Genomic DNA, 25,942 nt, shown 5'->3' on the forward strand with positions numbered 1-25,942 from the left:
GTCACCGTCGCCGCGCGTCGGTGAGGTCCACCGTCGCCGGTCCGCCCAGCAGGGACGGCAGGTCCGCGCGCCGGCTGATACGCAGCTTTCGGTATGTGCGGGTCAGGTGCTGCTCGACCGTGCTGACGGTGACGTGCAGCCCCTCGGCGATCTCCCGGTTGGAACAGCCGACCGCGGCCATGGCGGCCACACGGCGCTCCGCCTCGGTGAGCCCGTCACCGCCGTCGGCCAGTGCCGGCAGCGCGGTGGCGCTCTCCACCGCCAGGCCCCGGACCAGCGCTTCGGCGTGACAGTCGGCGGCCACGATGACCGCGCGGCGCTCGGCCGCCGCGGCACGCCGGAACTCACCCAGGGTCCGGTAGGCGCGGGCCAAATCGGCGAAGGCCAGGGCGAGTTCGTACCGGTCGCCGTCGTCGGACTGCAGCAGTTCCGCCGCCTGGCGCAGCAGCGTCGGCCGGTGCGCCGGAGCGCCGACTCCGGCCAGGACCCGGGTCGCGGTGCCGCGGACCCGGTTCGGCATCACGGCGAACTTGGCCGACTGCTCCTCCAGTATCCGCCTGGCGTCGTCCGGCCTGCCCAGCCCCAGGTACACCTCCGCGACGTCGGTACGCCACGGAATCAGGCCAGGCGTGTCCATCCCCCATTGGCACAGCTTGGCACCGCACCGGCGCAGATCCTCCAGGGCCATCTCCAGGTGCCCGGTGGCAAGCCCGAACCGCGCCCGCGCGTAGTGGTAGTGCATGCCGTAGCGGGTCTCGAACATCGCCTCCGGAACCCGGTGGTCCAGGTAGGCCTGTGCCTCGTCGTAGCGTCCCATCGCGGTGGTGGCCAGGATCAGCGTGCTCAGCGGCGCGCCGACGGTCACACCCCAGCTGATCGCCGGCAGGGTGGCGAGCGCTTCACTCGCGTACCGCAGGGCGTCGCTCAGGTCACCCCGGCGCAGGGCGATCTCGGCCCGTACCGCGCCGAGCCGCGCCTGTCTGCTCGGTGTGTGCCGTGCCTGCATCCGGTCCAGGAACAGATCGCACCAGGCTGCCGCGCGCTCGGCCCGCCCGCTGTACGCGAGGGCGAGGAGGGCGCTTTCGACGGTCTCGGTGGACAACTCGTCCGGCCGGGTGCCGTGGAGCACCCGCTGCGCCACGCCGACGGCCTCCTGATGGGAGCCTTCGCCGAGTACGGCGGCCAGCGCGGACACCGCCTGCAGCCGGCGGTCGGCGCTCACCGAGTGCGTGGGGGGACGTCCGGCGCCGGACCGCGGGCCGAGAGCGGCCAGGAACGACGGATAGGTGTGCCGCAGCCGGCGCCGGGTGATCTGCAGCTCGGTGGCTGTCTCCGGGTCCATCGCCTGCCCGGATCCGGCCAGGTGACCGAGCACCTCCTGGGCCTGTTCGAAGCGGCCGTGCCAGAGCAGCGCCCGGACCAGCGTCAGCGCGTCGGCACCACGCAGGCAGCCCTTTCGCATCGCCTCGACGAGCTCGCCGAGCCGGCCGCTGGACACACCGGGGTTGATGCTCCACTCGGCCCGGATCAGAGCGGCGGTGAGGCGTGCCCGCCTGAGCGAGTCCGTGCAGACCAGCCGGGCCAGCCGGAGGCAGTCCACCGCACGGCCGGCCGCGCCGTCCCGCAGGGCGTGCGCCGCGGCGTCCTCCAGTGCCGGCAGCGCCCACGGCTCCGCCAGCGCACCGCCGTCGGCCGGCGCACCGGCGTGGAGCAGATGGTCGGCGACCACCGCGGTGCCGGCACCGCGCTCGTGGGCGAGGACCGCCGCCCGGACGTGCAGCCGGGCGAGCTCGTCGGAGTCGATCGCGCCGACCACCGCGTCGCGGGCCGCCCCGTGCCGGAAACCGTCCATGGTGAGCAGTCCGCCGGCGATCAGCGCGTGCACCGCCTCCGTGGTCCGGACCGGACTCAGCCCCACCAGACTGTCCAGGTTGTCCAGTTCACCGAGCACCACGTAGCCGCTCAGCACCCGGACCATGTCCGGGCGGCCGCGGCGCAGGCAGGACAGTACGGCTTCGCGGTAGCGCGGACCCGCCTCGTCGCCACCGAGGTGGTCGCGGACCAGCGCTTCGACCAGCAGCGGGTTGCCCCCGCTGTAGGCGTGCCAGTCGGCGGACCGCTCATCGGCGATCACCTCGCCCAGGTGCTGGGCCACCAGCTGCCGCACGCCCGCCGGGGAGACCTGCGTCACCTCGACGCGGTGACAGTTGGGCTGTCGCAGCAGGTCCGCCCCGAATCGGAACTCGGTGTCGCACCCGTGCCCGCTGTGCGTGAACACCGCGAGCACCCGGGCGCTCTTCAACCGCCGCGCCAGATACGCCAGACACATCAGCGAGGCCTGGTCGGCCTGCTCCACGTCGTCGACGGCGATGTACAGCGGGCGGCGTTCGGCCAGTTCCAGCAGAACGGTGCAGAGCCCGTGCACGATGCCGTCGTCCACCTGCGCACCGGTGCCCCGGCACCGGGCGGCGCGCACGCCGTCCTCGATCAGCGCCACGGCCCGCGCCCGGTCCCGGGAGTCCAGCGGCGCGTCGTCGACCAACTGCCGTACCACTCCCAGCGGCAGGTGCCGCTCGTCCTCGGACCCCAGCGCGGACAACGGGAGCATTCCCAGGCCCGGGGCACGATCGGCGAAGTTGTGCACCAGCACGCTCTTGCCCGCCGCCACCGGTCCGGAGACCAGCGCGGCGCATCCGTGTCCGTCCCGCGCCTGTTCGGCCAGCAAGGTCAGTAGTGCCAACGGTGCTTCGCGCTCCACCAGTTCCACCGCGAACTCCTCCCATGGGTCAGTGAGAAAGAGGGAAAACCATTCCTCGGCCAGGCGGTAAAGGCTGTCCCGTGATCGCTGGCGGATCAGCGCGCGGCGTCGGATGCGGTGCGTCGCACGGCGGAGGGACGTCCGCATACCGGATGTATGCGGACGTTCCGACAACACCGTGAGGTGCCGTAGCTGTCGTCGCTCGCCCGCCGGGGATTACGGGACAGCCTCCTTCGGGTCGCATACGTGTGCCGCGCCATCAGTGCACGCGTCTTCGCCGCGTGCCCCCGTCGATGAGCCGTGGCGGCTGCCGGGCGTTCCTGCGGCCGACGCGGCCCATGCTTCCCGCCCGGCTCATCGACCGGCTATCAGCGTGCTATCGGCTGCGCGGGGCGCCGGCCGTGCGCCGCGATGCGGGAACGAGAGAATCCTGATAGAGAACCGGTGACGGCGTCGAGGAGTACCCGAGGCATCCGAGCCGATCGAAGCGGTTGCAGAATATCCATTCAATGCGTCCTGGCCCCCACCACGGAACACAGCCAGGGATCATGCCGCCTCGCGACATGATCCCTGGCTGCTCCGGGGGCGGTGCGTCAGTCGGCCTGACTCATCGCTTCGACAAGGCTCTTGGGACGCATGTCGACCCAGTGCTCGTTCACGTAGTCCAGGCACATCTGCCGGGTCGTGCTCGGCAGGACGACGGTCCAGCCGGCCGGGACCTCCGCGAAATCCGGCCACAAGGAATACTGCTCCTCCGCATTGACCAGAACGCAGTATGAGGCATTCTCGTCCTCGAACGGATTACTCATGAGCCCTCGCACTCCTTTATTGTCACCGAATTGAGAAACTGCCCTATTGCTGCCCGTATTTTCGCCGCACCACAACCTTCTGACAACCCCTGTGCCGCCCGGCGGGAAGCTGGTGCCCGCCGGGTCGGAGCCACCCCGCTCCGGCGGCGCGGGACCCCCGTCCGCCGGGCGACGCGTCGAGGGAGCACGGTGTTCACCGCGCACTCATCGAGGTGAGGACCGCGTCCACCGCGGCGACCGCCCTGTCCAGTTCGTCGAGCCCGATGGTCAGCGCCGGGCGGAAGCGTACGGCGCACCCCCCGCCGGGCAGCAGCAGCACCCGGTGACCGCGGCGCAGGCGGTCCAGGACCTCATCGCGCAGTACCGGATCCGGCAGGTCGAACGCCCACATCAGGCCCAGGCCACGCACGTCGCGCACCAGCGCCGGGTGGGCCGCGGCCAGGCCGGCGAGCAGGCGGCCCAGATGTCCGCCCTTGGTCTCGGCCGCGTCGACGAGGCCGTCCCGTTCGATGATCTCCAGGATCCGGGTGGCCCGCACCATGTCCACCGTGTTGCCGCCCCAGGTGGAGCCGAGCCGGTCCGGCACGGCCAGCGCGCCCTCGGGCACCTGGTCCACCCGGCCGCCCGCCATCAGGCCGCACACCTGGGTCTTCTTGCCGAACGCCACCACGTCCGGTGCGAGTCCGAGCCGCTGATAGGTCCACGGCGCGCCGGACATGCCGCACCCGGTCTGCACCTCGTCGAGCACGAACAGCACGTCGTACCGGTGACACAGGTCCTGCATGCGCAGCAGGAACTCCCTGCTGAGATGCCGGTCTCCGCCGGCTCCCTGGACCGGCTCGGCGATGAAGCAGGCGATCCGGTCGCCGCGCTCGGCCAGGTGCCGTCGCGCGACCTCGACCGCCTCCCGTTCACCGCCGGGCCCGGGTGCCGGTACGCGGGGCCAGCTCCACACCGGGTACCGCGCGGTCACCGTCGGCGAGGTGTTCGTCAGGCTCAGCGTGTAGCCGCTGCGCCCGTGGAAGGCGCTCTCCATGTGCAGGACTTCGAGGGGTGCCGTCGGGTCGGTCCGCGGTCGCTGTGCCCGCCAGTCGAAAGCCACCTTCAGCGCGTTCTCCACCGCCAGGGCGCCGCCGTCGATGAAGAACAGGTGCGGCAGTCCCGGGTCGCCGAGCACCCGGCTGAACGTCGCCGTGAACCGCGCGTACTGCGCGGTGTAGATGTCGGAGTTGGTCACCTTGTGCAGCGCGGCCCGGGTGAGTTCGGCCAGGAACGCCGGGTCATCGGCCATGCCGGGGTGGTTCATGCCCAGGGGCAACGAACCGTAGAACGTGAGCAGGTCCAGATACTCCTCGCCGCCACGCGCGTCGACCAGCGTGCTGCCGTGGCTGCGCTCCAGGTCCAGTACGAGGTCCAGGCCGTCCATCAGGACGTGCCGGGACAGTTCGTCCAGGGCGTTGTCCGCCGTGATCTCCATGTCACACCTCGTCGCGCTGATAGTGCCGCAGGTCCAGCTCGTTCAGGCTGGACAGCACCGCGTCGGCACCGGCCAGGCCGGCTGCCCCGGCCGGCTCCCAGGGCACCGCCACGCAGCGGAGACCGGCGGCCCGGGCGGCGCGGACCCCTCGTGGGGAGTCCTCCACCGCCAGCGCGTCGTCGGCACCCACCCCGGCGCGTTCCAGCCCGAGCAGGTACAGGTCGGGTTCCGGCTTGTGCCGGTCGGTGTCGTCGCCGGTCACGAGGAAGCCGAAGCGGTCCCGCAGCCCGAGCCGCCGCAGGTGTTCCTCCACCCAGGCGGTCGGGCTGCTGGACACGATCGCGGCACCCTCGGCGGTGCGCAGCAGCCGCTCCACACCGGGCCGGACCGGCGCGGCGGCGCACCGGGCGGTCCGCCGCTGCCGCTGCCAGGCCCACTCGCCGTCCCCGACCGGCCGGCCCAGCCGGTCGGCCAGGTCGGCCAGGGCGACCCGGGCCCCGGCCGAGTTGCCGAGCATCCTGGCCCGCACCTCGCCGTTCAGGGGCACCCCGAGCCGGTCGTAGAGGTCCTGCCAGGCCAGCAGCGCGGCCCGTTCGGTGTCGCAGACCACACCGTCGAAGTCCAGCAGCAGGAACGGCTCGGGCATCAGTGGTTCACCGGCCCTCGGTCGACGGCTGCGAGCCGGGCACAGTACCGGGAGAGGGCGTCGGTCCAATGGGGCATCGCGTGCACGAAGGCGGCCGCGCGGGTGCTGTCCAGGCGTGAGTCGCGCGGCCGGCCGCCGACGAAACCGGCGTCGGCCATGGACATCGGCACCGGGTGGGCGGTGCCGAGGCGTTCGGCGAGTGCCAGACCCACCTGGTACCAGCTCGCCCGGCCCCGGTTGGCGATGTGCAGCAGGCCGCGGACCGCCAGTGCGCCGGGCAGCAGCCGTACGAGCGCGGACGCCAGATCGGGGACGTAGGTCGGGCTGCTGAACTGGTCGTCGATCAGTCGCGGCCGGCCGCCGTCGAGGAACTCCCGCGCGGCGGCGAGCACCTGGTCCAGGCGGGGGTCGGTACCGCCGAACAGCCAGGACGTGCGCACCACGAGGTGGTCGGGCACGGACTCGACGATCCGCTCGCCGGCCAGTTTGCTCAGGCCGTACACGCTGACCGGGGCGGGTACGTCCTCCTCGTTGTACCCGGCCGGCCCGGGTGCCCGGCCGTCGAACACGTAGTCGCTGGAGATGTAGATCAGCCGGCTGCCGTGCCGCCGGCAGGCTTCCGCGACGTGATGGGTACCGCCCACGTTGACGCGCAGGGCCAGTGCCGGGTCGCGTTCGCAGGAGTCCACCACCGCGTTCGCGGCGGTGTGCACCACCACGTCGGGGCCGAAATCGGCGATCGAGTCCCGGACGGCGGTCTCGTCGCCGATGTCGAAGTCGGAGAGGGACACCCCGAGGACGGGCCAGTCGGCGGTCTCCGGCCGCGTCGCGAGCTCCCGCCGCAGCGCGGTGCCCAGCATCCCGTCCGCGCCGGTGAGGTAGACGCGCATCACAGGTGCCCGAACTCGGCGATCAGTTCGGCGACCGACAGGCCGGAGCCGATCTTCTCGCGGATCACCCGCTCCCTGTCGATGTTCATCCTCGTGCGGGCGAGGACGGTCTCGGCCTCGTCCTGCGGTACGACGGCGATGCCGTTCTCGTCGGCGACCAGGATGTCCCCCGGGTTGATCACCTGACCGTCGATCACCACCGGCACGTTCACCTGGACCGGCTCGGTTCGGTCGTGCACGGCGGTCGGGGAGGGCCTCGGGACGGTGCTGCGGTACCAGACCGGGAAGTCGAGGTCGCGGATCTCGTCGACGTCGCGGATGGCGCCGTCGACGATGCCTGCGGCCAGACCGATCTGCCGCGACAGGGTGGACATCAGGCCGCCCCACATCGCGGTGCGGGTGGTGCCGTGGCAGGCCACCACGATCACATCGCCCGGCTGCGCCCGGGTCAGTACCGGCATGCAGTCGACCAGGTCGTCGATCGAGAGGTTGACGGTGAGCGCCGGCCCGGCGATCTTGTGGTGGTGTTTCACCGGCAGCAGCCCGCCGATCGCGCCGACCCGCCGCCGGGCGTCGGTGACCAGACAGCTCGGGCTGTACTCGGCGAGCACCTCGCGGAAGGCCTCGACGATCTCCTGGGGTGGGCGGTTCAGTTCGTTGCGGACAGTTTCCACGGTGTGTCTCCCGTCGGTTGGGTGGTACGGGTGCGGTCCAGGACGTCCGCGCCGATCAGGTGCGCCAGGTGCGCTGCGTCCATGCCATGCGCGGCGAGCACTTCCGCGTCGGTGCCGCAGCGCGGTACGTCCGTGAGGCCGACGCCGCGGAAGGAGGCTCCGTCCCAGGTGCCCGTCTCCAGCAGCTGCCGGGCGATCAGGTCGGCCTGGCCACCGCTGCTGTACTGGTGCTCGACCACGAACACATGCCGGACGCCGGTCAGCAGCTCGCCCAGCCACACCGGGTCGACCCGGTTGTGCCAGGGCAGGTCCACCACCGTCAGCTCGATGCCCTGTGCGGCAAGCAGGCCGGCGGCGCCCAGCAGCTGCGCGAGGACCACCGGGCCGGCGCCGAACGCGACCGACCGGCCGCCGGTACGCAGTACCTGGCCCCGGCCGGTCACCAGGGGCGCGGGCGGCAGATCCGCCAGTTCGGCGGGGACCGGTTGGCTGGACAGCCGCAGATAGACGCTGTCCGGGGTGGACCGGCAGTAGTGCAGCGCGGCGGCCAGCTGGGCCGGGTGGGACGGTTCCAGGATGGCCAGACCGGGGACGGCGCACAGCGCCGACACGTCGCGGACCGCCTGGTGCGAATGTCCGGGCCCGGCGGGCAGCAGCCCGGCGAGCGAGCCGACGTACACCACCGGCCGCCGCTCGGTGGCGTTGTTGTAGATGTGCTCATTGGGCCGCGCGTGCAGGAAGCAGGAGAACGAGTGCACGAACGGCCGCAGACCGCCGGCCGCCAGTCCGCCCGCCATCGAGACCATGTCCTGCTCGGCGATGCCGCATTCGACGAAACGGTCCGGGTGGGCCTCACGGAACGGGATCAGGCCGGTGTCGAGCACCAGGTCGCCGTCCAGCGCGACGATCCGCGGATCGTCGTGTGCCGCCTCGGTGAGCAGTCGGCCGTACAGCTCGGGCAGCCGCACCCCGGCCGGTTTCACCGGCCGGTCCAGCGTTCGCTCGACCGGCCGGAGGGGCGGCAGGCCGTGCCTGCGGAGTATCCCGTCGGCGGTGTCGGTCAGCTCCCGGTGCGCGGAGCGGTAGTCCTGCGGGCTCGGCGCGCCGCTGTGGTGGCGGTAGCGCCATTCGCCGGGTTCCATCGAGGTCGCGGCGAACGTGGGGCAGCCGCCGCCCTTCACCGTTTCCGCGATGATGACCACGGGCTGCTCCGGGTGGTCCTCGGCGCGGCGGGTGAACGCCTTCTCCAGCTGCCGGGGATCGTGCCCGTCGCAGCGCAGCACGCCCCAGCCCGCGGCGGTGAACTTGCCCGGCAGGTCGCCGAGGTCGCTGACGTCGGTGACGAACGTGTCGGACTGCAGGCGGTTGTGGTCGACCACCACGGTCAGCTCGCCCATCCCGTACCGCGCGGCACTGGGCAGCGCCTCCCAGTTCTGGCCCTCCTGCAGTTCGCCGTCCCCGGTCATCACCACCACCCGGGAGACCCGGCCGGCCAGGCGATGGGCGAGGATCAGGCCCTTCGCCTTGGAGATCCCCATGCCGAGGGAACCGGTGTTGAAGGGCATTCCCGGAGTGCCGACGTCAGGGTGACCGGGCAGCCCGTCGATCCGCCGCAGCCGGTGCAGGAGGTCCTCGTCCAGCCGTCCGAGCGCGATCATCGCGGCGTACAGTCCGGGCGCGTCGTGTCCCTTCGACGAGAAGTACACGTCGCCGTTGGCTTCGAACGGCTGGTCGAGCTCCTCCAGCAACAGCCAGCTGACCACGTCGGCGGCGCTGAAGCTGGAACCGATGTGTCCCGACCCTGCGCGCGCGATCATGTAGAGGGTGTTGATCCGGGACATCGCCGCGAAGGCGAGGGCCCTTTCGTACGGATCGTCGACATGGCCCAGGACGCGCTCGAACTCGGTGCGCGGTATCCAGGCCAAGGAGCTGTCCATGGCTTCTCCTCGTGGATGGGTCGGTGTCACCAACAGCTGAACCCGCCGTCCACGGTGAGTTCGGTTCCGGTGACGTAGCGGCTCAGGTCGGACGCGAGGAACAGCAGCGGTCCGGTGAGGTCCTCGGCACGGGCCATGCGCCGCAGCGGCACGCGGGCGTGGAACTTCTCCCGGAACGCGGGGTCCTGCCCGCCCAGCACACCGCCCGGCGACAAGGTGTTGACCCGCACCCCGGCCGGCCCCCACAGCGCCGCGAGGTACCGGGTGAGCGAGGCGACGCCTGCCTTGGACATGCCGTACGCGGGCGGTTTCAGGAACGGCGGATCCATCGGCAGGTGCTCGTACATCCGCGGGTCGGGCGCGAGGCCGCCGTACATCGATCCGATGTTGATGACGGACCCGCCGCCGTGCCGGACCATCCGCGACCCGAACACCTGGCACATCCGCAGCGTCCCCTGGGCGTTGACCGCGAGTATGCCGCCGGACACCTCGTCCGGGATGTCCTCGAAGCACCAGCTGGCGCCCGCGGCCGACGGTGGGCTGTCGATGCCGGCGTTGTTGATCAGAATGGTCGGCTCGCCGGCCAGTTCGAGACAGTCGTCGAGCGCGCGGCGCAGGCTGCCGGTGTCGGTGACGTCCGCGACCAGCGTGGCGAACCGCTTCGGGTCGTGGTTGTCCAGCACCGCCCGCAGCTCCGGCCCGCGGGTGTCCCGCACATCCAGGCCCAGCACATCGGCACCGGCGCCCAGCAGGGCGTCCACCCACATGGCGCCGAGCCGTCCGCACACGCCGGTCACGACGGCGACCGATCCGGTCAGGTCAATCGCGGTCGGCATCGCCGTCCACCAGGTCCTCCAGGGTGATGTCGGCGTCGGCCGCCAGCGGCCGGCCGAGATGGCGGCCCACCACGTCGGCGAGCCGGTCGGGAGTCAGCCCGTCGCCCGGCGACTTGATCGCCACGTCCTCCATGATGAGTCGGTGCCCTGCCGGCAGGTCCCGGTGGGCGACCAGCTTCTTGCCCATCTTGTTGATCGCGGGCCGCTCGCCCGGCAGGACCTGCTTGTCCCGGCTGCCCAGCGAGCGCCGCACGCGGCGCAGCCCGTCGACCATTTCGGCCATGTCCGCCTGCTCCAACGAGAACTTGTGGTCGCTGCCGGGCCGGGTGCGGTCGAGAGTGACATGCTTCTCCACCACCCGGGCGCCGAGCGCGTACGCGGTCCAGGCGGCCCACGGGCCGAGGTCGTGCCCGGAGAAACCGACCACCGTCCGGGGGAACTCGGCCCGGTAGGTGCTCAGCACCGCCAGGTTCAACTCCTCCGGCTCGGCCGGGTACATCGCCGTGCACTGCAGCAGCGCGAGGTCCGGGTTGATCGGCAGGACGGTGCCGCAGGCGCGCCGCACGGCCTCCATGTCGGCGCCACCGGTACTCACGATCAGCGGCTTGCCCGCCTTCGCCGCGTAGGCGAGCAGTGGTGTGTTCCTGATGTCCCCGGACGCGATCTTGATCGCCGGCACACCGAGCTCGGCCAGGAAGTCCACGCTGGCGAAGTCGAAGGCGGTGGCCAGGAAGTCCACGCGCAGTTCGGCCGACAGCTGCTGGAGATAGGTGTACTCGTGGGTGCCGAACTCGAGGAACTCGCGGTGCGCTCCGTACGTCGGGCCGAAGCTGTTGCGTCCCGTGTAGGGGGAGTCGTACATCGCCCTGGTGTAGAGCGAGCGGTTGTTCCGCTTCTGCAGCTTGACCGCGCTGGCCCCGGCCGCGGCCGCCTGACGTACCAGCTCCTCCGCCTTGCCCAGATCGCCCTCGTGGTTGTGGCCGATCTCCGCGATCACATAGGCGTCGGTCTCGTCCGAGATGGTCCGATCGTTTACCGTCAGCGCTCTCATCGTTCTCAGGTCCTCTCCAGAAGATCGGTCACCAGCGAAGCGAACCGGTCCAGACCGAGGTCGATCTCCGCCGGTGTGAGCGAGCTGCAGGACAGTCGCAGCTGCCGCTGACCGCCCCCTGCCGCGTAGAAGTGGTGCATCGGCGTCCAGATGACCTTGTGCCGCTTGGCCGAGTGGGCGAGCAGGTCGTCGTCGGCGACGAACGGCACCGTGACGACCAGGAAGAATCCGCCGTCCGGTCGGTTCCAGGAGACCGGCGACGTTGTCGGGAACCGCGCGGCCAGCCCGTCGAGCAGGTGCCGCAGCCGCTGTCCGTACCGCGCGGTGGCGTCCCGGTTCGCCTCGCGCAGAGCGAAGTCGCTCTCCAGCAGCCGGCCGCCGATGACCGCCTGCGCGATCGGCGGGGTATTGACCGTGATCATGCTCTTGATCTTCGACAGCTCGTCGGCGAGGGTGCCGACGACCTCTCCGTCCCGGACGACCGGCTGGTCCGCCACCACGTACCCGATCCGGGCGCCGGGCAGGGCGGTCTTGGCGTACGAGCCGAGGTAGACGACCCGATGTCCCGTGTCCAGCGACTTGAGCGTCGGCTTCGGGGGCGCGCCGTCGCCGAAGAAGCCGTACGGGTTGTCCTCGATGATCAGGATGTCCAGCTCCGCGGCCAGCTCCAGCAGCCGGCGCCGGGTCGGCACGTCGAGACTGAGCCCGGTCGGATTGGCGAAGTCGGGCACCAGGTAGCAGGCCCGGGGCCGCAGTCCGGCCTCGCGCGCGCCCCGCACCTTGGCCGCCAGGTCGTCCAGGTCGATGCCGCCGGCGCCGCTGTCGACCGGCACGACCGGCATGTCGACCAGACGGGCCGCGCCGGTGATGCCCACGTAGGCCGGTGAGGTGGCCAGGAGCACGTCGCGGTCACCGGCCCGCAGGGCGCGCAGCACCAGGACCATGGCCTCCTGACAGCCGACGGTCACCAGGATCGACTCCGGGTCGGCGTGGATGTTCTCGTCGGTCACGAGGTTGCGGGCCACCAGGTCCTGGATCACCCCTTTCGTTCTGCCGTACTGGTAGAGCCGGTTGCGGGCCACTTCCGCGCCGCGGGGCGTGCCGTCGGTGACGTACTCGGTCCAGGTACGCAGATACCGGTGGACGTCCTCCACCGAGAACCCGCCCGGGTCCGGCCGTCCGGGCGCGAAGGAGACCGCGTCCGGGTACCGGTCGGACACCTCGTTCAGCAGGTTCATCGACAGCAGCGCCGGATCGGACAGCGACCCGTGCAGGCCGGCCAGGTCCATCACCGCTCCGGGCGGTGCCGTTCGGGCGTGGGGCGACTCGGTCATCGCTCCTCCCGTTCGTGCGTCGCGGACGCCCAGCGCACGCCCAGCCGCCCGGCCGCGGCCACGTGCGGCGCACCGGCGAGGGCCATCGACACCTCGAGTTCGGTGCGCAGCAGTTCCAGCGCCCCGGTCACGCCCGTCTCGCCGCCGGAGGCCAGTCCCCACAGGACCGGCCGGCCGAGCAGCACCCCGGACGCGCCGAGGGCCAGCGCGCGCAGCACGTCGGTGCCGCTGCGCACACCGCTGTCCAGCAGCACCTCGCACGCGTCACCGACCTCGTCCCTGATCGCCGGCAGGGCCAGGAGACTGGGTACGGCGCCGTCCAGTTGCCGGCCGCCGTGATTGGACACCACCAGGCCGTCCGCGCCGAGGTCCACCGCGCGCCGCGCGTCCGCCGGGTCGAGAACTCCCTTGAGCACCAACGGCAATCGTGTCCGTCGCCGGATCCGGTCCAGGTCGGACCAGGACAGCGTGGGGTCGATCACCGCGGCCGCGTGCCCGCCGACGCTCTGCCCGCCGCCGCGTTGTGCGCCGGCCAGGTTCACCGGTGCGGCGTGCGCCGGCACGGTGAACCCGTTGCGCAGATCGCGCAGCCGTCGGCCCATGAACGGAACGTCCACGGTGAGGATCAGGGCGCGGGCGCCGAGCCGTTCGGCTTCACCGATCAGCCACTCGGTGCGGGCCCGGTCGCGCAGCCAGTACAACTGGAAGAACAGGTCGCCGCCGGCGTGGGACAGTTCGTCCAGCGGGCAGCCGGCCAGGGTCGCCGCGGTGAAGGGGATGCCGGCCGCGGCCGCCGCACGGGACACCGCCGGTTCGCCGTCCGGGTGCACCACCGAGTGGAACGCCATCGGCGCCACGGCGACGGGCATCGACGCCGGCACCCCCAGCAGGGTGGTCGTGGTGTCGGCGGTGTCCACCCCGGACAGTACGCGAGGGACGAGGTGACACCGGTCGAACGCGGTCCGGTTGGCGTCCAGCGTCGACTCCCGGCCGCTTCCGCCGGCCACGAAGTCGTACACCTCGGGCGCCAGCACGGCGCGGGCCCGGTCCTCGATGTCGGCGAGGGTGAGCGGATCCGTCGCCAGGACGGTCCGACCGCCCGTCACGCCCGGTCCTGTCGCTCGACCGCCTCGTACAGCTTGCGGATGTTGTTGCTGCCGAACGTGGTCGCGCCGCGGCGTTCGATGATCTCCATGAAGAGCGTGCGGCGCGGGTGTTCGGACCGGGTGAAGATCTGGAACAGCTCACCGTCGTGGTCCCGGTCGACGAGCACGCTGTGCTCGCGCAGCGCCGCCACCGGATGGCCGGAGGATCCGTGCCGCTGTTCGAGGTTCTCGTAGTAGGCGGCGGGCGTGGACAGGAACCGTACGCCGGCGGTGCCGAGATCGGCCACCGCGTCCACGATGTCCGGCACCGCGAAGGCCAGGTGCTGCACACCGCTGCCGCCGTGCTTCTTCAGGAAGTCGTCGATCTGGCCCGGGGCGGCACCGCTCATGGGCTGCAGCAGCGTCAGCGTCACCCGCCCGCTCGGGCTCTGCACCACCTTGGACTGCATGGCCTGCGCGCCGACGTGGATGTCCTCCTCGAACACCACCTGCCAGCCCAGCGTCCGCCGGTAGGACTCGACGGTCCGGTCGAGTTCGCCGTTCTCCACGCAGACCGCGATGTGGTCGACGCACAGCAGGTGGCGCCGCGCCGGCGCCGCGGGCCCCGCGGGCTCCTCGGTGCCGACCGGTGCGATACCGGGCAGCGACCAGGGTCCGCCGTCGGGCCGGCTCACAAAGGTGTGCGTCACATCGCCGAAGGCTTCGAGCACCGTGTGGTCCGGCTCGTCCACGAGCAGGGCGATGTCGCTCACGCCGTCGCCGTGCCGGGCGGTGAACAGGGTGGCCGGATGGTCGTCGGTGCGGCCCTCCAGCAGCACCAGGACGACGTCCCGCTGCCGCACCGCCACGGCGGTGAACTCCGGGGTCTCCCCGGCGGCGATCACCTTGAAGCCGTAGCGGTCCACGAACTCGGCCGCACGGGCGCGGGCATCACCGACGGAGAGTGTGATGTGGTCGATGCCGGCGTCGACGGTGTGCTGATTTCTGGTCTGGGGTGCGGACGACACGAATTCCCCCAAGGCTCGATAATCGGTTTCCACGGTGGGAACAAGAATTGTCAGATCCCGGTACCGCGACGAAAAAACGCTACGGACGGGCGCGGAAGAATGTCAATGAACCCTGCTGGGAGCCGCCCAACAGTACGGAACGCACCTTCCCGCACCTGGGTGCCGGGGTATCCGCTATGGGGTTCGTAGGGGTTGCGCGCGCCACGGCGACGGGTGAATATGCGTGCGATCGAAGCTGCGGACAAGGAGCGGTACGTGCTGATTCATCAGGCACTCGACGAGCGCGCGGCAGAATACGGCGGCCATATTGCACTGATGGGTGACAATGGCCCGGTCACTTATTCCCAGCTTGTTTCGGCGGCCGATTCGTATGCGGCCTCACTGGTCGAGGCGGGGGTGGGTCCGGGCTGCCTGGTGCCGGTGCGCATCACCCGGTCGGCCCGTATGGTGACGTTATTGCTGGCCGTGCTGAAGACGGGTGCGGCGTACTGCCCCATCGACGTGAAGTGGCCGGACGAGCGCGTACGCGAACTGCTGCGCCTGCTGCGGGCACCGTTGTTCATCACGGACACACCGCTCGCCGGCGCACCGTGCTGGACACCACCGTCCGCCCCCGCACCCGGGTCCCGGACGGTCCGGGCGGACATCGGGCCGGACGACCCGGCCTGTGTCTTCTTCACCTCCGGCAGCACGGGCGCCCCCAAGGGCGTGGTGACTCCGCACCGGGCCGTGCTGCGGCTCTTCGACAGCGGCCCCCTGGCGGCCTTCGGCCCCGGGCGGGTGCTGCCGCAGCTCGCCCCGGTCGGCTGGGACGCCTGCGGACTGGAACTGTGGGGCATGCTGTGCCGGGGCGGCACCGTGGTGCTGCCGGACGAGGACCATCTGCTGCCGGACACCCTGCGCGACCTGGTCGCACGGCACGGCGTGAACACCCTCGTCCTGGTCGCCTCCGTGGTGAACCTGCTCGTACGGCTGGATCCCGACTGCTTCCGCGGGATCGGCCTGATGTTCATCGGTGGTGAACGTCTGGCGCCCGAGCCGGTGCGGGCCCTGCTGCTGCACCACCCGGACACGGCCGTCCACAACTGCTACGGCCCGGTGGAGAGTTTCGCCTTCGCCACCATGCATCACATCCGGCCCGAGGACTGCGACCGGCCTCACGGCGTGCCCATCGGGCGGCCGGTGCCCGGCACGGAGGTCCACCTGGTCGACGGCGAGCTGTGCGTCGCGGGCGCGGGGCTGGCCCAGGGATACCTGCGCGACCCGGAACGCACCGCCGAGCGGTTCGTCACCGTCGATGTCCGGGGTGTGCCGACACGTGTCTACCGCACGGGGGACCGCGCGGTACGCGACGCCGAGGGAGTGCTGCACTTCCTGGGCCGTGCCGACCGGCAGGTGAAGATCCGCGGATACCGCGTGGAGCTGGGAGAGGTGGAGAGCCACGCCGCGGGCCGCGACGGCGTGCGCGACTGCGTGGCGGTGGCGCTGTCCGGCCGAAGCGGCGCGTACGAGCGTCTGGCGCTGGCCTTCACCGGCGACGCCGACCCGGACCGGGTGCGCGCGGAGCTGCGCGACCGGCTCCCCGGCCACCTGGTGCCCGATCTGGTGCGCCGCCTCCACGATCTCCCCCACAACGCCAACGGCAAGGTCGACCACCGGGCCTTGACCGAGCTGCTGCTCACGTCCCGACCCCAGGAAAGGGGCTGACGATGACCACGTACACCGAGACCACCGACAAGATCGTGGAGGACTACCTCACACTCGTCGACGACAGCATGGTCGCGGTGCTGCCGCACGCCTTGCGCATCGCCGTCGAACTCGGCGTCGCCGATGTGATGGACTCCTTGACCCCGCAGCCCGTAGCGACCACGGCGGGCCTGATCGACGCCGCCCCCGACGCCCTGGGCCGACTGCTGTCCGCCCTCGCCGCGGCCGGATTCTTCGCCGGCGACCCCGCCACCGGCTTCCGGCTGACCGCGCTCGGCGCGAGGCTGCGACGGGACCACCCGCGCAGTCTCTCCGCGTCCCTGGTCAATGCCGAGAGCCAGCTGGCCTGGCTGCGTGCCACGGACACCTTCCGTACCGGCGCGGCATCCTTCGACGGCGACGGCGGCGGCGACTTCTTCGGTGTCAAGAACACCCGGCGCGGCGCGAACGTCGCGTTCCTGCGCCGGATGCGGGAACGCACCGGCCGTCTGTACCGGCAGGCGGCCGAGACCGTCGACTGGTCGCGGTCGGAGGTCATCCTGGACATCGGCGGCGCCGACGGCTTTCTTCTCGGCAAGATCCTCTCGGTGGCCCCGCACGCGAGCGGCGTACTGTTCGACCGCCCCTCGGTGATCGACGAGGTGAACCTCCGCGGCGGTGTCTCCGGTTGCCGCACCGTGCCGGGCGACTTCTTCGTCGCGGTGCCCACCGGCGCGGACACCCACCTGCTGTGCAGCGTCCTGCACGACTGGACCGACGACCAGGCGGTGGACATTCTGCGGTCGAGCCGTCGCGCGCTGGCCGCCGGCGGCCGGCTGCTGGTGATCGAGATGCTGGTGCCGGAGGACGGCGCCCAGCACATCAGCCGCTGGAGCGACCTCGGCATGATGGTCCTCACCGGCGGCCGGGAACGCGACCGGGCCGGGTTCACCCGGGTCCTGGAGGCCGCCGGCTACCGGATCGACCGGGTCTCGGAGATCCCGGGGTCGCCGTTCTCCGTGATCGAGGCGCGCTGACCGGCGATGGACATCGACCTGCTCACGCCGGATGTCTTCGCCGGACACCGGCACCTGGACCAGCTCGCGGCCGTACGCGCCCGTCCGGGCCTGACCCGGCATCCGGAGCCGGGCGGTCCCGGGTTCTGGGTGGCCGCCCGGTACGACGACGTCCGGACGGTGCTGAGTGATCCGGCCACGTTCAGTTCCCGCGCCGGCATCAGGCTCGGCGGATCGGACGAGGCGGCCCGCCTGGTCGCCGACCGGATGATGGTGGTCAGCGACCCGCCGCGGCACGGCCGGATCCGCCGTGTGATGGGTGCGCCGTTCACCCCGGCGGCGCTGCTTCGCTGGCACGACCGGATCGTCGCCGGCGTCACCGAACTGGTGGACGAGGTGGTCGGGGAGGGTGTCGGCGGGCCCGTGGGGGACCGGCCGGACAAAGCTGCCGGGCCACTGATCCGGGACGCCGTCGGTGACTTGACCCAGCGACTGCCCAACCAGGTCATCTGCGCCATGATGAACCTGCCCCGGGCCGACTGGCCGTTGATCGGCAGGCTCACCACCGACGGTCTGGACTCCCCCGACCCCATCGACCGGCTGGACGCCAACGCCGAGATCTTCGGCTACTTCGCCGACCTGATCGGCCGGCGCCGCGCCCGCCCCGGCGACGACCTGATCAGCGCGCTGCTCGCGGCCGGCGGCGACCTGACCGACGAGGAGCTGCTGATCAACTGCAGCGGGGTGCTGACCGGTGCCAACGAGACCGTCCGGTACGCGGCGGCCGGAGCGCTGCTGGTCTTCGGCGACCGGCCCGACCTGTGGACGGCGCTGCGCGCATCGCCGGAGCTGCTGCCCACCACCGTCGAGGAGATCCTGCGCTGGACCAGCCCCGGCCTGCACGCGCTGCGTACGGTGACCCGCCCGGTGACGGTCTCCGGCAGCGACCTGCTGCCCGGCGAGCGGGTGACCGCCTGGCTCTGCTCGGCCAACCGCGACCCGGCGGTCTTCCCCGACCCGGACACCTTCCGGCCCGACCGCTCCCCCAACCGGCACCTCGCGTTCGGCTGGGGGCCCCATGTCTGCGTCGGCTCGCGGGTGGCCAGGCTGGAACTGACCGCGCTGCTGACCGCGCTGATCCGCCGGGTGCGCACGATAGCCCCGGCCGGCAGGCCGGTGTGGAGCACCGGCAACTTCATCCATGGACTGACCAGACTGCCGGTGCGGCTGAGCCCGGCGTGAGCCCGTCAAGGAGCTGATGGACGATGGGTACCACCGCAATCGCCGAAATCTGGCAGGAGGTTCTGGGCGTCCCGGTCGAGGACGACGACGACTTCTTCGCCCTGGGCGGTCAGTCACTGGCCGCCATGGAGGTGGTGGCCGCGGTGCGCCGGCGCCTCGGCATCACGGTCCGGGTCCGGGTCCTGCTCGAACACCCCGTGCTGGCGGACTTCGCCGGCCAGCTCGCCCGGTCCGGGGAACCGTCCCCGGACCGGTCCTGACAGCCCGGTCGTACAGGACGGCGGGAGCGGCTCCTCCGCTCCCGCCGTCCTGTACGTGCGCTCCCCCCGGCCTCGCGTTCACGGGCCGGGGCGGCGTCTCACGACCGGCCCAGCCGGTCCAGCACACTCCGCAGACTCTCCGCCAGTGTGGTCAGGTGAGGCTGCTGCATCATCGTGTGGTGGTCACCCGGGACCGTGTGGAGTTCGAAGCCGCCACGGGCGAGGACGCGCCACGGGCGGGTCTTCGGCCTGCGCGGCTGCTGCCGCGCCGACAGCAGCACCAGGCGGCCGTCGACCGGGCCGGGACGGTGCCGCAGCAGTGCGCGGGTGTTGGCCTCGAAGACCCGTATCCGGTCCCGCATGTCGTCACGGATGCCTTCCGGGACGAGGGCCGCGCGTTCCAGGAGGTCCAGCAGCGCCTCCTCCTGACGGTCCGGCGACAGACCCCGCAGTGCGGCCTCGTCGTACCGGGGCGCCGGCACCCCGGCCAGGCCGGCCAGGTCGTGGACGAACCCGCCGAGGAGCACCGAGCGGTCCGGCAGCTCCCCGTCCAGGTACGGCGGCATTCCGGTGTCCAGCATGACGACCAGCGCGACCGGTTCGCCCGCGGCGGTCAGCTGACCGGCCATCTCCGCCGCCACCACGCCGCCCAGGGACCAGCCGCCGAGATGGTAGGGGCCGTGCGGCTGGACGGCGCGGATCGCGTCGACGTACCGCGCGGCCAGGGCGGTCAGCGAGGTGGTGACCGGACCGCCCTCCAGCCCTGGATCCTCCAGGCCGTAGAGCGGCTGCTCGGGGTCGATCAGGCGGGCCAGCGGCAGATACGGCACCACGGATCCGCCGACGGCGTGGACCAGGAAGAGCGGCGGCCGGCTGCCGGTGGGTTTGACCGGCACCAGCGGCGACGGCTGGGGCCGCTGCCGGCGGGACGGATCGAGCAGCCTGGCGGTCATCTCCACGGTCGGCGCCGAGTACAGGTCGCGCACGCCCAGTTCGACGCCGAACTCCCGGCGGATCTCCGCACGCATCCGGGTCAGGTCGAGTGAGGTGCCGCCCAGGTCGAAGAAGCTGTCATGGACGCCGATCCGGTCGGTGCCCAGCAGGCCGGACCAGACCCGGGCGACGGCGTGTTCGGTGTCGTCGCGCGGCGCGACGGACTCGCCGGCGCGGCTCGGCTCCGGCGCGGGCAGCGCGCCCCGGTCCACCTTGCCGTTGCCGGTCAGGGCGATGCTCTCCACGGGTACCAGCGCGGAGGGCACCATGTAGTCGGGCAGGCGGGCCGCCAGGTGCGCGCGGATCTCGCCGAGGTCTCCGGGACCGCCCGCCGCACCGGCCACCACGTAACCGACGAGGCGGTTGTCACGGACGGTCACACACGCGCTGTCGACGCGAGGATGCGCGGCGAGTACGGCTTCGATCTCACCGAGCTCGATCCGGAACCCGCGGATCTTGACCTGCTGGTCGATGCGGCCCAGGTACTCCAGGCCACCGTCGGCGCGGCGCCGGGCCAGGTCGCCGGAGCGGTAGAGCCGGGCGCCGGGTGTGCCGCCGAACCGGTCGGCGACGAATCGCTGTGCGCTCAGGCCGGGCCGGTGCAGGTAGCCCCAGGACAGACCGGCGCCGCCGACGAGGAGTTCGCCCGGCACGCCGATGGGCGCCGGCTGCCCGGCCCGGTCGACGACCCACAGCGCCAGGTCGGGTATCGGCTCGCCGATGGGGCCGGCGTTGTCGCGCAGGAGCTCCCGGGTCAGCGGGCAGTACGTGACATGGACCGTGGTCTCGGTGATGCCGTACATGTTGACCAGCCGCGGGTGGTCCTCGCCGTGCCGGTCGAACCAGCGCCGTACCGATGCGATGTCCAGCGCGTCACCGCCGAAGATCACGTACCGCAGCGAGAGTGCCTCCGGGCGCTCCTCGTCGACCGCGGCCAGCTGCCGGAACGCGGCCGGGGTCTGGTTGAGCACCGTCACCTTCTCCCGGACCAGCAACTGCTGGAAGTCCTCGGGCGAGCGGGTCTGCCAGAACGGCACGACGACCAGCCGACCGCCGTGGACGAGGGCGCCCCACAGTTCCCAGACGGAGAAATCGAAGGCGAACGAGTGGAACAGCGTCCACACGTCCCGCTCGTCGAACCGGTACCGGTCCTGGGTGGCCCGCATCAGCCGGACGACCTGCCCGTGCGGGACGGTGACCGCCTTGGGCTCCCCGGTCGAGCCCGACGTGTAGATCAGGTAGGCCAGGTCGGCACCGGTCACGGTCACGTCCGGCACCGGGAGGTCCCCGTCGGTGTCGGCGTCCAGCAGCAGCGCGGCCGCGGGCACCTCCAGCCCTCGCTGGGTGACCACCACCGACAGGCCCGCGTCGGCGGCCATGTAGGACAGCCGCTGCGCCGGGTGGTCGGGATCCAGCGGCACATAGGCGGCACCGGCGCGCAGGATGCCCAGGATCCCGACGACCAGGCCGGTCTCCCGGCGTGCGCACAGGCCGACCAGGCTTCCCCGGGTGACCCCCCGGGCGGCCAGCCGGGCGGCCAGCCGTTCGGCACGCCGGGCCAGTTGCCGATAGGTCGTGCGCTCCTCGCCGGCGAGGACCGCCACCGCGTCGGGGCGCAGCCGGACCTGTTCGGCGAACAGGTCCCACAGCGAGGCGTCGGCCGGGACCTCGCGCCGGGCGGCGCTCCACCGGTGCAGCAGCGCGGCCTCGTCCGGTCCGGGCAGGACGAAGTCGTCCACCGGGGCGTCCGGGGTCGTCACCGCACGGGTCAGGACGCGGCCCAGGTGTTCCAGCAGCCGGGTGATCCGGTCGGTGTCGAACAGGTCGGTGGCGTACTCGGCCTGCAACCGCAGTCCGCCGTCGGCGGTGACGGTGGCGTGCGCGGCCAGGTCGAAGCGGGCGACGGAACCGGCCACGGACAGCGGTTCGGCGGTGACCGGGCCGAAGGCCGGCGCGGCTGCGGAGACCTCGTCGGCGTGCAGGGTGAGGCTGATCTGGAAGAGCGGGTTGCGGCCCGGTTCACGGGCCGGCCGCAACTGTTCGACCAGGGTGCTGAACGGGAGGTCCTGGTGTTCGGTGGCTCCCTGCACGGCCAGTTCGCAGCGGCGCACCAGCTCCCGGAAGGCCGGGTTGCCGGCGACATCGGCGCGCAGCACGACGGTGTTGGCGAAGTAGCCGACCAGCGGTTCGAGTTCGGGGCGGTCGCGGCCGTAGAACACCGAGCCGATGCCGATGTCGTCCTGCCCGGTGTGCCGGGAGAGCACCACCAGGAATCCGGCCATCAGCACGGACAGCAGCGATCCGCGTTCGGTCTCGGCCAGGCGGCGCAGCGAGGTGCCGAGACCGTCCCGCAGATGGAGCTCCACCGTGGCTCCGGGGTGCCCTGCGCCGGTGCCGCGCGGCCGGTCGGTCGGGAAGTCCAGCTGCGGCAGCGCGTGGAGCTGTTCGCGCCAGTAGCCGAGCTGTTTGTCCAGCATGTCGTCGGCGAGCCGGTCGCGCTGCCACACGGCGTGGTCGGCCGGCTGGATGTCCAGTGCCGGAAGGGAGGCGTCCGGATCGGTGTACAGGGTGGACAGTTCGTCGAGCAGGACGCCCGCCGACCATCCGTCGGCGATGATGTGGTGGGTGCACAGCACCAGCACGTGCTCGACCGGGCCGAGCCGCAGCAGCTCCGTGCGCAGCAGCTGATCGGCGGACAGGTCGAACGGGCGGTTGGCGGCCTCGGCGAGTGCCTCCGGCACAGCGTCCGGGTGGGTCGGGGTCACCACGAGCGGCCAGGCCGGCGGGGCGGGATCGGTCACCTGGACCGGAGTGCCGTCCACCGCGGTGAACCGGGTGCGCAGGCTCTCGTGCCGGGCGACCAGCCGGCCCAGGACGCGGGAGAGCCGGTCCACGTCGAGACGGCCTCGCAGTCGCAGCGCGAGCGGCACGTTGTAGACCGGGGAGGCGGGGTCGAGCTGGTGCAGGAACCACAGGCCTTCCTGCTGGTACGACAGTGGCAGCGCGGCCGCCCGGGGAACGGCGGGGATCCGTCGGCCGCCGGCCGGTTCGACGAGATAGGTGGCGAGTTCGGCGACGGTGGGTGCCTGGAACAGGGCCGCCACACCGAGTTCCGCACCGAACGTGGTACGGATCCGGTTGATCAGCCGGATCGCGAGCAGCGAGTGGCCGCCGAGCATGAAGAAGCCGTCGTGCACACCGACCCGCGGTACCCGCAGCACCTCGGCGAACAGTGCGCACAGGGCGCGTTCCCGGTCGTCCCGAGGCGCCACGTAGTCCGTGCCGGAGGCCGCCTGACCGGGGGCCGGCAGCGACCGCCGGTCGATCTTGCCGTTCGGGGTGAGCGGCAGCTGTTCGAGCAGGACGAGGGCGGAGGGCACCATGTACGGCGGCAGCACCGAGGCCGCCGCGGCGCGGATCCCGGCGAGGTCCGGCGACGGTACGGCGGGCACCAGGTATCCGACGAGGCGCTTGTCGCCCGGCCGGTCCTCGCGGGCGTGCACATGGGCCTGCGCCACGTGCGGGTGGCGGACCAGCGCGCTCTCCACTTCGCCGGGTTCCACCCGGAAGCCGCGGATCTTCACCTGGGTGTCGGCCCGGCCGGCGAACTCCAGGGTCCCGTCGGCGCGCCACCGGGCAAGGTCGCCGGTGCGGTACATCCGGGTACCGGGCGCGCCGAACGGGTCGGCGAGGAAGCGTTCGGCGCTCAGCCCGGCGCGGCCGGCGTACCCGCGCGCCAGGCCGGCGCCGGCCGCGTAGAGCTCACCGACCACACCGACCGGCACCGGTCGCAGCCGGTCGTCGAGCAGGTAGACGGCGGTGTCGTCCATCGGCCGGCCCAGTGGCACGCCGCCGGGCACCGCGTCCGGGTCGTGCAGTGCCATCTGCACCGAGCACATGGTCAGTTCGGTGGGACCGTACGTGGCGCGGACCCGCAGGCCCGGGTGGCGGCGCAGGACCGCGCGGACCGCGGCGGGGCTGATCACGTCGCCGCCGGTCATCACCTCGCGCAGTCCGGCGAAGCAGTCCGGGTCCTCCTCGGCGATGACCTGGAAGAGGCCGGAGACCAGCAGCACGTCGGTGAGGCCGGCGGCCCGCACGACGGCGCCGTCGACCTCACCGGCCGGTGCCACGCGGATCTCTCCGCCGGACAGCAGCGGCACCCAGATCTCACAGGTCGAGGCGTCGAAGGCGTGCGGTGAGTGCAGCAGCGCGCGGCGGGGCCGTTCGTCCTGCCAGCACCGGTCGCGGGCGAACGCGAGCACTCCGCGCTGGGTGGTGACGACCCCTTTGGGCGCGCCGGTCGAGCCCGACGTGAACATGATGTACGCGGCCTGCTCGGGGTGCGCGGCACCGGTCGGTACGGCGGCGTGGTCGGCCGCGGTGGCCAGGAAACCTGTCACCGTCAGGGTCTCCACCCGGCCGCCGGTAGCCACGTCGTGGTCGCGCAGCGCGTCGTCGACCAGCAGCAGTTCCACGCCGACCCGGTCCAGCATGTCGCGCAGCCGTTCGGCCGGCGCGGTCAGTGGCAGCGGTACGAAGCAGCCGCCGGCCTTGAGCACCGCGAGCATCGACACGATCAGGTCGGCGGAGCGCTGCTGAAGGATCGCGACCCGTGTCTCCGCCGCCACGCCCAGCCGGCTCAGCCGGCCGGCCAGCAGGTCGCTCCGGCGGTCCAGCTCGGCGTAGCTCAGCGAGCCGTCCGCGTCGGACACGGCGGGCGCGGCGGGAGTCCGGGCGGCCTGCTGGGCGAAGGCACTGGCGAGTCCGGTCGTCGGTGCCGGCCGGGTCGTACCGTTCCACCCGTACAGCACGTTGTCGCGTTCGCGCGGGTCCAGCAGGTCGATGTCGCCCAGGGCCCGGTCCGGGTCGTCGACCGCCGCTTCGAGCAGCCGCACCAGGCGGTGCGCGAACGCCGTGACCGTGTCCCGGTCGAAGAGTTCGGTGCGGTGGACGAGCTGCACGGACAGTTCGAGCGGAGTGCCGTCCGCGGCGTACCGGCCGGTGAAGCTGACCGAGAGGTCGAAGTGCGCCGCGATGGTCCGGTTGCGCAGCTCCGTGACGGTCAGGCCGTCCAGCGTGTACTGCGCGGCGGCGTTGTTCTGCATCACCAGCGCGACCTGGAAGAGCGGGTGCCGGTTGAGCGCCCGGCTCGGGTTGAGCACCTCGACCAGCCGGTCGAACGGCAGCTCGGGGTGCGCGAGGGCGGCGACGTCCGCCTCCCGGGCCCGCGCGAGCAGCTGACGGAACGTCGGATCCCCGCCCGTGTCCAGCCGCAGCACCAACGTGTTCACGAAGAACCCGATCAGGTCCTCGAGGTCCTGGTCGGCGCGGCCCGCGTCCATCGTGCCGATGGGGATGTCGGTACCGGCGCCCAGCCTGGTCAGCAGGGCCGCCAGGGCCGCGTGCACGACCATGAACAAAGACGCGTCGGCCTCGCGCGCGAGCCGCAGCAGTCGCGCGTGCAGGGCCGGCGGCACGTCCAGCCGTACCTCACCGCCGTCGTCACCGGAGACCTCCGGCCGGGGCCGGTCCAGTGGCAGCGGCAGCTCGTCGGGCAGGCCGGATAGCCGCGCGGTCCAGTGGGCGAGGAGTTCCGCACCTTCCTGGCCGTCGAGGAGTTCCCGCTGCCACAGCGCGTAGTCGGCGTACTGGACGGGCAGTGGTTCCCAGTCGGGCGCGGCACCGGCCCGGCGGGCCTTGTAGGCGGCGTCCAGGTCGCGGCCGAGCAGCGCCATCGACCAGCCGTCGCCGACGATGTGGTGGAGCACCAGGTACAGCGTGTGGCTTCGCGGGCCGGTGCGCAGCAGCCATACCCTCAGCGGCAGGTCCGCCGTCAGGTCGAACGCGTGCCGGGCCAGCCGGTCCAGGACCGTGGGCAGTTCGGCCGCCGTGACGTCCAGCTCGGTGACGAACTCGGCGACGTCCACGCTGTCGCGGACCCGCTGCCGCGGCTCGCCGTCGGTCTCGGGGAAGACGGTGCGCAGGCTCTCGTGCCGGGCCACCAGGTCACCCAGGGCGGAGCGCAGGGCCGCGGTGTCGAGCGCGCCCTCCAGCCGGAGCGCGAGCGGCAGGTTGTAGGTCCAGGCTCCGGTGTCGAGGCGGTTGAGGAACCACAGGCGTTGCTGCGCGAAAGACAACGGGAACACGGATCCTCCTGCGCCTGCGAGGCATCGACGGTCGTCGGCCGCACACGATAGGACGGTTCCGCGGAGAGCAA

The 25,942-nt window shown here is 72.0% G+C and carries 17 protein-coding genes; 4 read left to right on the plus strand and 13 right to left on the minus strand.

Translation table 11 applies throughout. The features are described 5' to 3' along the window. Position 1 precedes the first annotated feature (1 nt). The 12 genes from OHA98_RS21545 to OHA98_RS21600 all read right to left on the minus strand — a co-directional run bounded on the left by OHA98_RS21545 (position 2) and on the right by OHA98_RS21600 (position 14,525). Entirely contained in the window at positions 2 to 2,767 is a 2,766-nt protein-coding gene (locus OHA98_RS21545; RefSeq protein WP_266928324.1) for a LuxR family transcriptional regulator, read from the minus strand. Positions 2,768 to 3,351: 584 nt separating this feature from the next. After that, complete coding sequence (locus OHA98_RS21550) at positions 3,352 to 3,567, minus strand: MbtH family protein (protein ID WP_266928325.1); 216 nt, start codon at positions 3,565 to 3,567, stop codon at positions 3,352 to 3,354. A 193-nt stretch (positions 3,568 to 3,760) separates the two neighbouring features. Further along, positions 3,761 to 5,044 (minus strand): L-lysine 6-transaminase, encoded by a 1,284-nt coding sequence (gene lat / locus OHA98_RS21555; RefSeq protein ID WP_266928326.1) that lies wholly within the window; start codon positions 5,042 to 5,044, stop codon positions 3,761 to 3,763. 1 nt (position 5,045) lies between these two features. Further along, positions 5,046 to 5,690, minus strand: a complete 645-nt coding sequence (locus OHA98_RS21560; RefSeq protein ID WP_266928328.1) for an HAD family phosphatase — start codon at positions 5,688 to 5,690, stop codon at positions 5,046 to 5,048. Then, positions 5,690 to 6,580 carry a dTDP-4-dehydrorhamnose reductase gene (rfbD, locus tag OHA98_RS21565; protein ID WP_266928330.1) on the minus strand — a complete coding sequence of 297 codons (891 nt, stop codon included), beginning with the start codon at positions 6,578 to 6,580 and terminating at the stop codon, positions 5,690 to 5,692. The genes OHA98_RS21560 and rfbD overlap by 1 nt, the downstream gene beginning before the upstream one ends. Next, a complete protein-coding gene (locus tag OHA98_RS21570) occupies positions 6,580 to 7,254 on the minus strand; it encodes an RraA family protein (RefSeq protein ID WP_266928332.1) in 675 nt (224 codons plus the stop codon). Before OHA98_RS21570 ends, rfbD begins: the two co-directional genes overlap by 1 nt. Then, positions 7,230 to 9,191, minus strand: a complete 1,962-nt coding sequence (locus tag OHA98_RS21575; protein ID WP_266928334.1) for a transketolase C-terminal domain-containing protein — start codon at positions 9,189 to 9,191, stop codon at positions 7,230 to 7,232. Before OHA98_RS21575 ends, OHA98_RS21570 begins: the two co-directional genes overlap by 25 nt. Positions 9,192 to 9,217: 26 nt before the next feature. Further along, positions 9,218 to 10,027 carry an SDR family oxidoreductase gene (locus OHA98_RS21580; protein WP_266928336.1) on the minus strand — a complete coding sequence of 270 codons (810 nt, stop codon included), beginning with the start codon at positions 10,025 to 10,027 and terminating at the stop codon, positions 9,218 to 9,220. Continuing rightward, positions 10,011 to 11,078, minus strand: coding sequence for an N-acetylneuraminate synthase family protein (locus OHA98_RS21585; protein WP_266928338.1), 1,068 nt, complete (start codon positions 11,076 to 11,078; stop codon positions 10,011 to 10,013). The genes OHA98_RS21580 and OHA98_RS21585 overlap by 17 nt, the downstream gene beginning before the upstream one ends. Before the next feature lie 5 nt (positions 11,079 to 11,083). Further along, positions 11,084 to 12,412, minus strand: a complete 1,329-nt coding sequence (locus OHA98_RS21590; RefSeq protein ID WP_266928340.1) for a PLP-dependent aminotransferase family protein — start codon at positions 12,410 to 12,412, stop codon at positions 11,084 to 11,086. Beyond that, the gene (locus OHA98_RS21595) at positions 12,409 to 13,518 is read right to left on the minus strand and encodes an alpha-hydroxy acid oxidase (protein WP_266928342.1); all 1,110 of its coding nucleotides are present in this window, start codon (positions 13,516 to 13,518) and stop codon (positions 12,409 to 12,411) included. Before OHA98_RS21595 ends, OHA98_RS21590 begins: the two co-directional genes overlap by 4 nt. Then, positions 13,515 to 14,525, minus strand: a complete 1,011-nt coding sequence (locus OHA98_RS21600) for a VOC family protein (protein ID WP_266928344.1) — start codon at positions 14,523 to 14,525, stop codon at positions 13,515 to 13,517. Before OHA98_RS21600 ends, OHA98_RS21595 begins: the two co-directional genes overlap by 4 nt. A 255-nt stretch (positions 14,526 to 14,780) precedes the next feature. On the opposite strand from OHA98_RS21600, the gene OHA98_RS21605 reads away from it, so the two are divergent. Genes OHA98_RS21605 through OHA98_RS21620 form a run of 4 tightly spaced genes read left to right on the plus strand, consistent with a single transcriptional unit; the run spans position 14,781 to position 18,729 of the window. Next, a complete protein-coding gene (locus OHA98_RS21605; RefSeq protein ID WP_266928346.1) occupies positions 14,781 to 16,232 on the plus strand; it encodes an AMP-binding protein in 1,452 nt (483 codons plus the stop codon). A 2-nt stretch (positions 16,233 to 16,234) separates the two neighbouring features. Next, positions 16,235 to 17,248 carry a methyltransferase gene (locus OHA98_RS21610; RefSeq protein WP_266928348.1) on the plus strand — a complete coding sequence of 338 codons (1,014 nt, stop codon included), beginning with the start codon at positions 16,235 to 16,237 and terminating at the stop codon, positions 17,246 to 17,248. A 6-nt stretch (positions 17,249 to 17,254) separates the two neighbouring features. Beyond that, positions 17,255 to 18,469, plus strand: a complete 1,215-nt coding sequence (locus OHA98_RS21615; RefSeq protein WP_266928350.1) for a cytochrome P450 — start codon at positions 17,255 to 17,257, stop codon at positions 18,467 to 18,469. A gap of 23 nt (positions 18,470 to 18,492) precedes the next feature. Then, positions 18,493 to 18,729, plus strand: a complete 237-nt coding sequence (locus OHA98_RS21620) for a phosphopantetheine-binding protein (protein ID WP_266928352.1) — start codon at positions 18,493 to 18,495, stop codon at positions 18,727 to 18,729. A gap of 98 nt (positions 18,730 to 18,827) precedes the next feature. Here OHA98_RS21620 and OHA98_RS21625 read toward each other — a convergent pair whose 3' ends face one another. Further along, positions 18,828 to 25,871, minus strand: a complete 7,044-nt coding sequence (locus OHA98_RS21625) for a non-ribosomal peptide synthetase (protein WP_266928354.1) — start codon at positions 25,869 to 25,871, stop codon at positions 18,828 to 18,830. Between the last annotated feature and the right edge of the window lie 71 nt (positions 25,872 to 25,942).

This window comes from Streptomyces sp. NBC_00654 (assembly GCF_026341775.1).
Taxonomy (GTDB): Bacteria; Actinomycetota; Actinomycetes; order Streptomycetales; family Streptomycetaceae; genus Streptomyces.

Coding starts and splice junctions, on each gene's coding strand:
- OHA98_RS21550 (WP_266928325.1), bottom strand. CDS start 3,567: ATGAGTAATCCGTTCGAGGACGAGAATGCCTCATACTGCGTTCTGGTC.
- lat (WP_266928326.1), bottom strand. CDS start 5,044: ATGGAGATCACGGCGGACAACGCCCTGGACGAACTGTCCCGGCACGTC.
- OHA98_RS21560 (WP_266928328.1), bottom strand. CDS start 5,690: ATGCCCGAGCCGTTCCTGCTGCTGGACTTCGACGGTGTGGTCTGCGAC.
- rfbD (WP_266928330.1), bottom strand. CDS start 6,580: ATGCGCGTCTACCTCACCGGCGCGGACGGGATGCTGGGCACCGCGCTG.
- OHA98_RS21575 (WP_266928334.1), bottom strand. CDS start 9,191: ATGGACAGCTCCTTGGCCTGGATACCGCGCACCGAGTTCGAGCGCGTC.
- OHA98_RS21580 (WP_266928336.1), bottom strand. CDS start 10,027: ATGCCGACCGCGATTGACCTGACCGGATCGGTCGCCGTCGTGACCGGC.
- OHA98_RS21585 (WP_266928338.1), bottom strand. CDS start 11,078: ATGAGAGCGCTGACGGTAAACGATCGGACCATCTCGGACGAGACCGAC.
- OHA98_RS21590 (WP_266928340.1), bottom strand. CDS start 12,412: ATGACCGAGTCGCCCCACGCCCGAACGGCACCGCCCGGAGCGGTGATG.
- OHA98_RS21610 (WP_266928348.1), top strand. CDS start 16,235: ATGACCACGTACACCGAGACCACCGACAAGATCGTGGAGGACTACCTC.
- OHA98_RS21615 (WP_266928350.1), top strand. CDS start 17,255: ATGGACATCGACCTGCTCACGCCGGATGTCTTCGCCGGACACCGGCAC.
- OHA98_RS21620 (WP_266928352.1), top strand. CDS start 18,493: ATGGGTACCACCGCAATCGCCGAAATCTGGCAGGAGGTTCTGGGCGTC.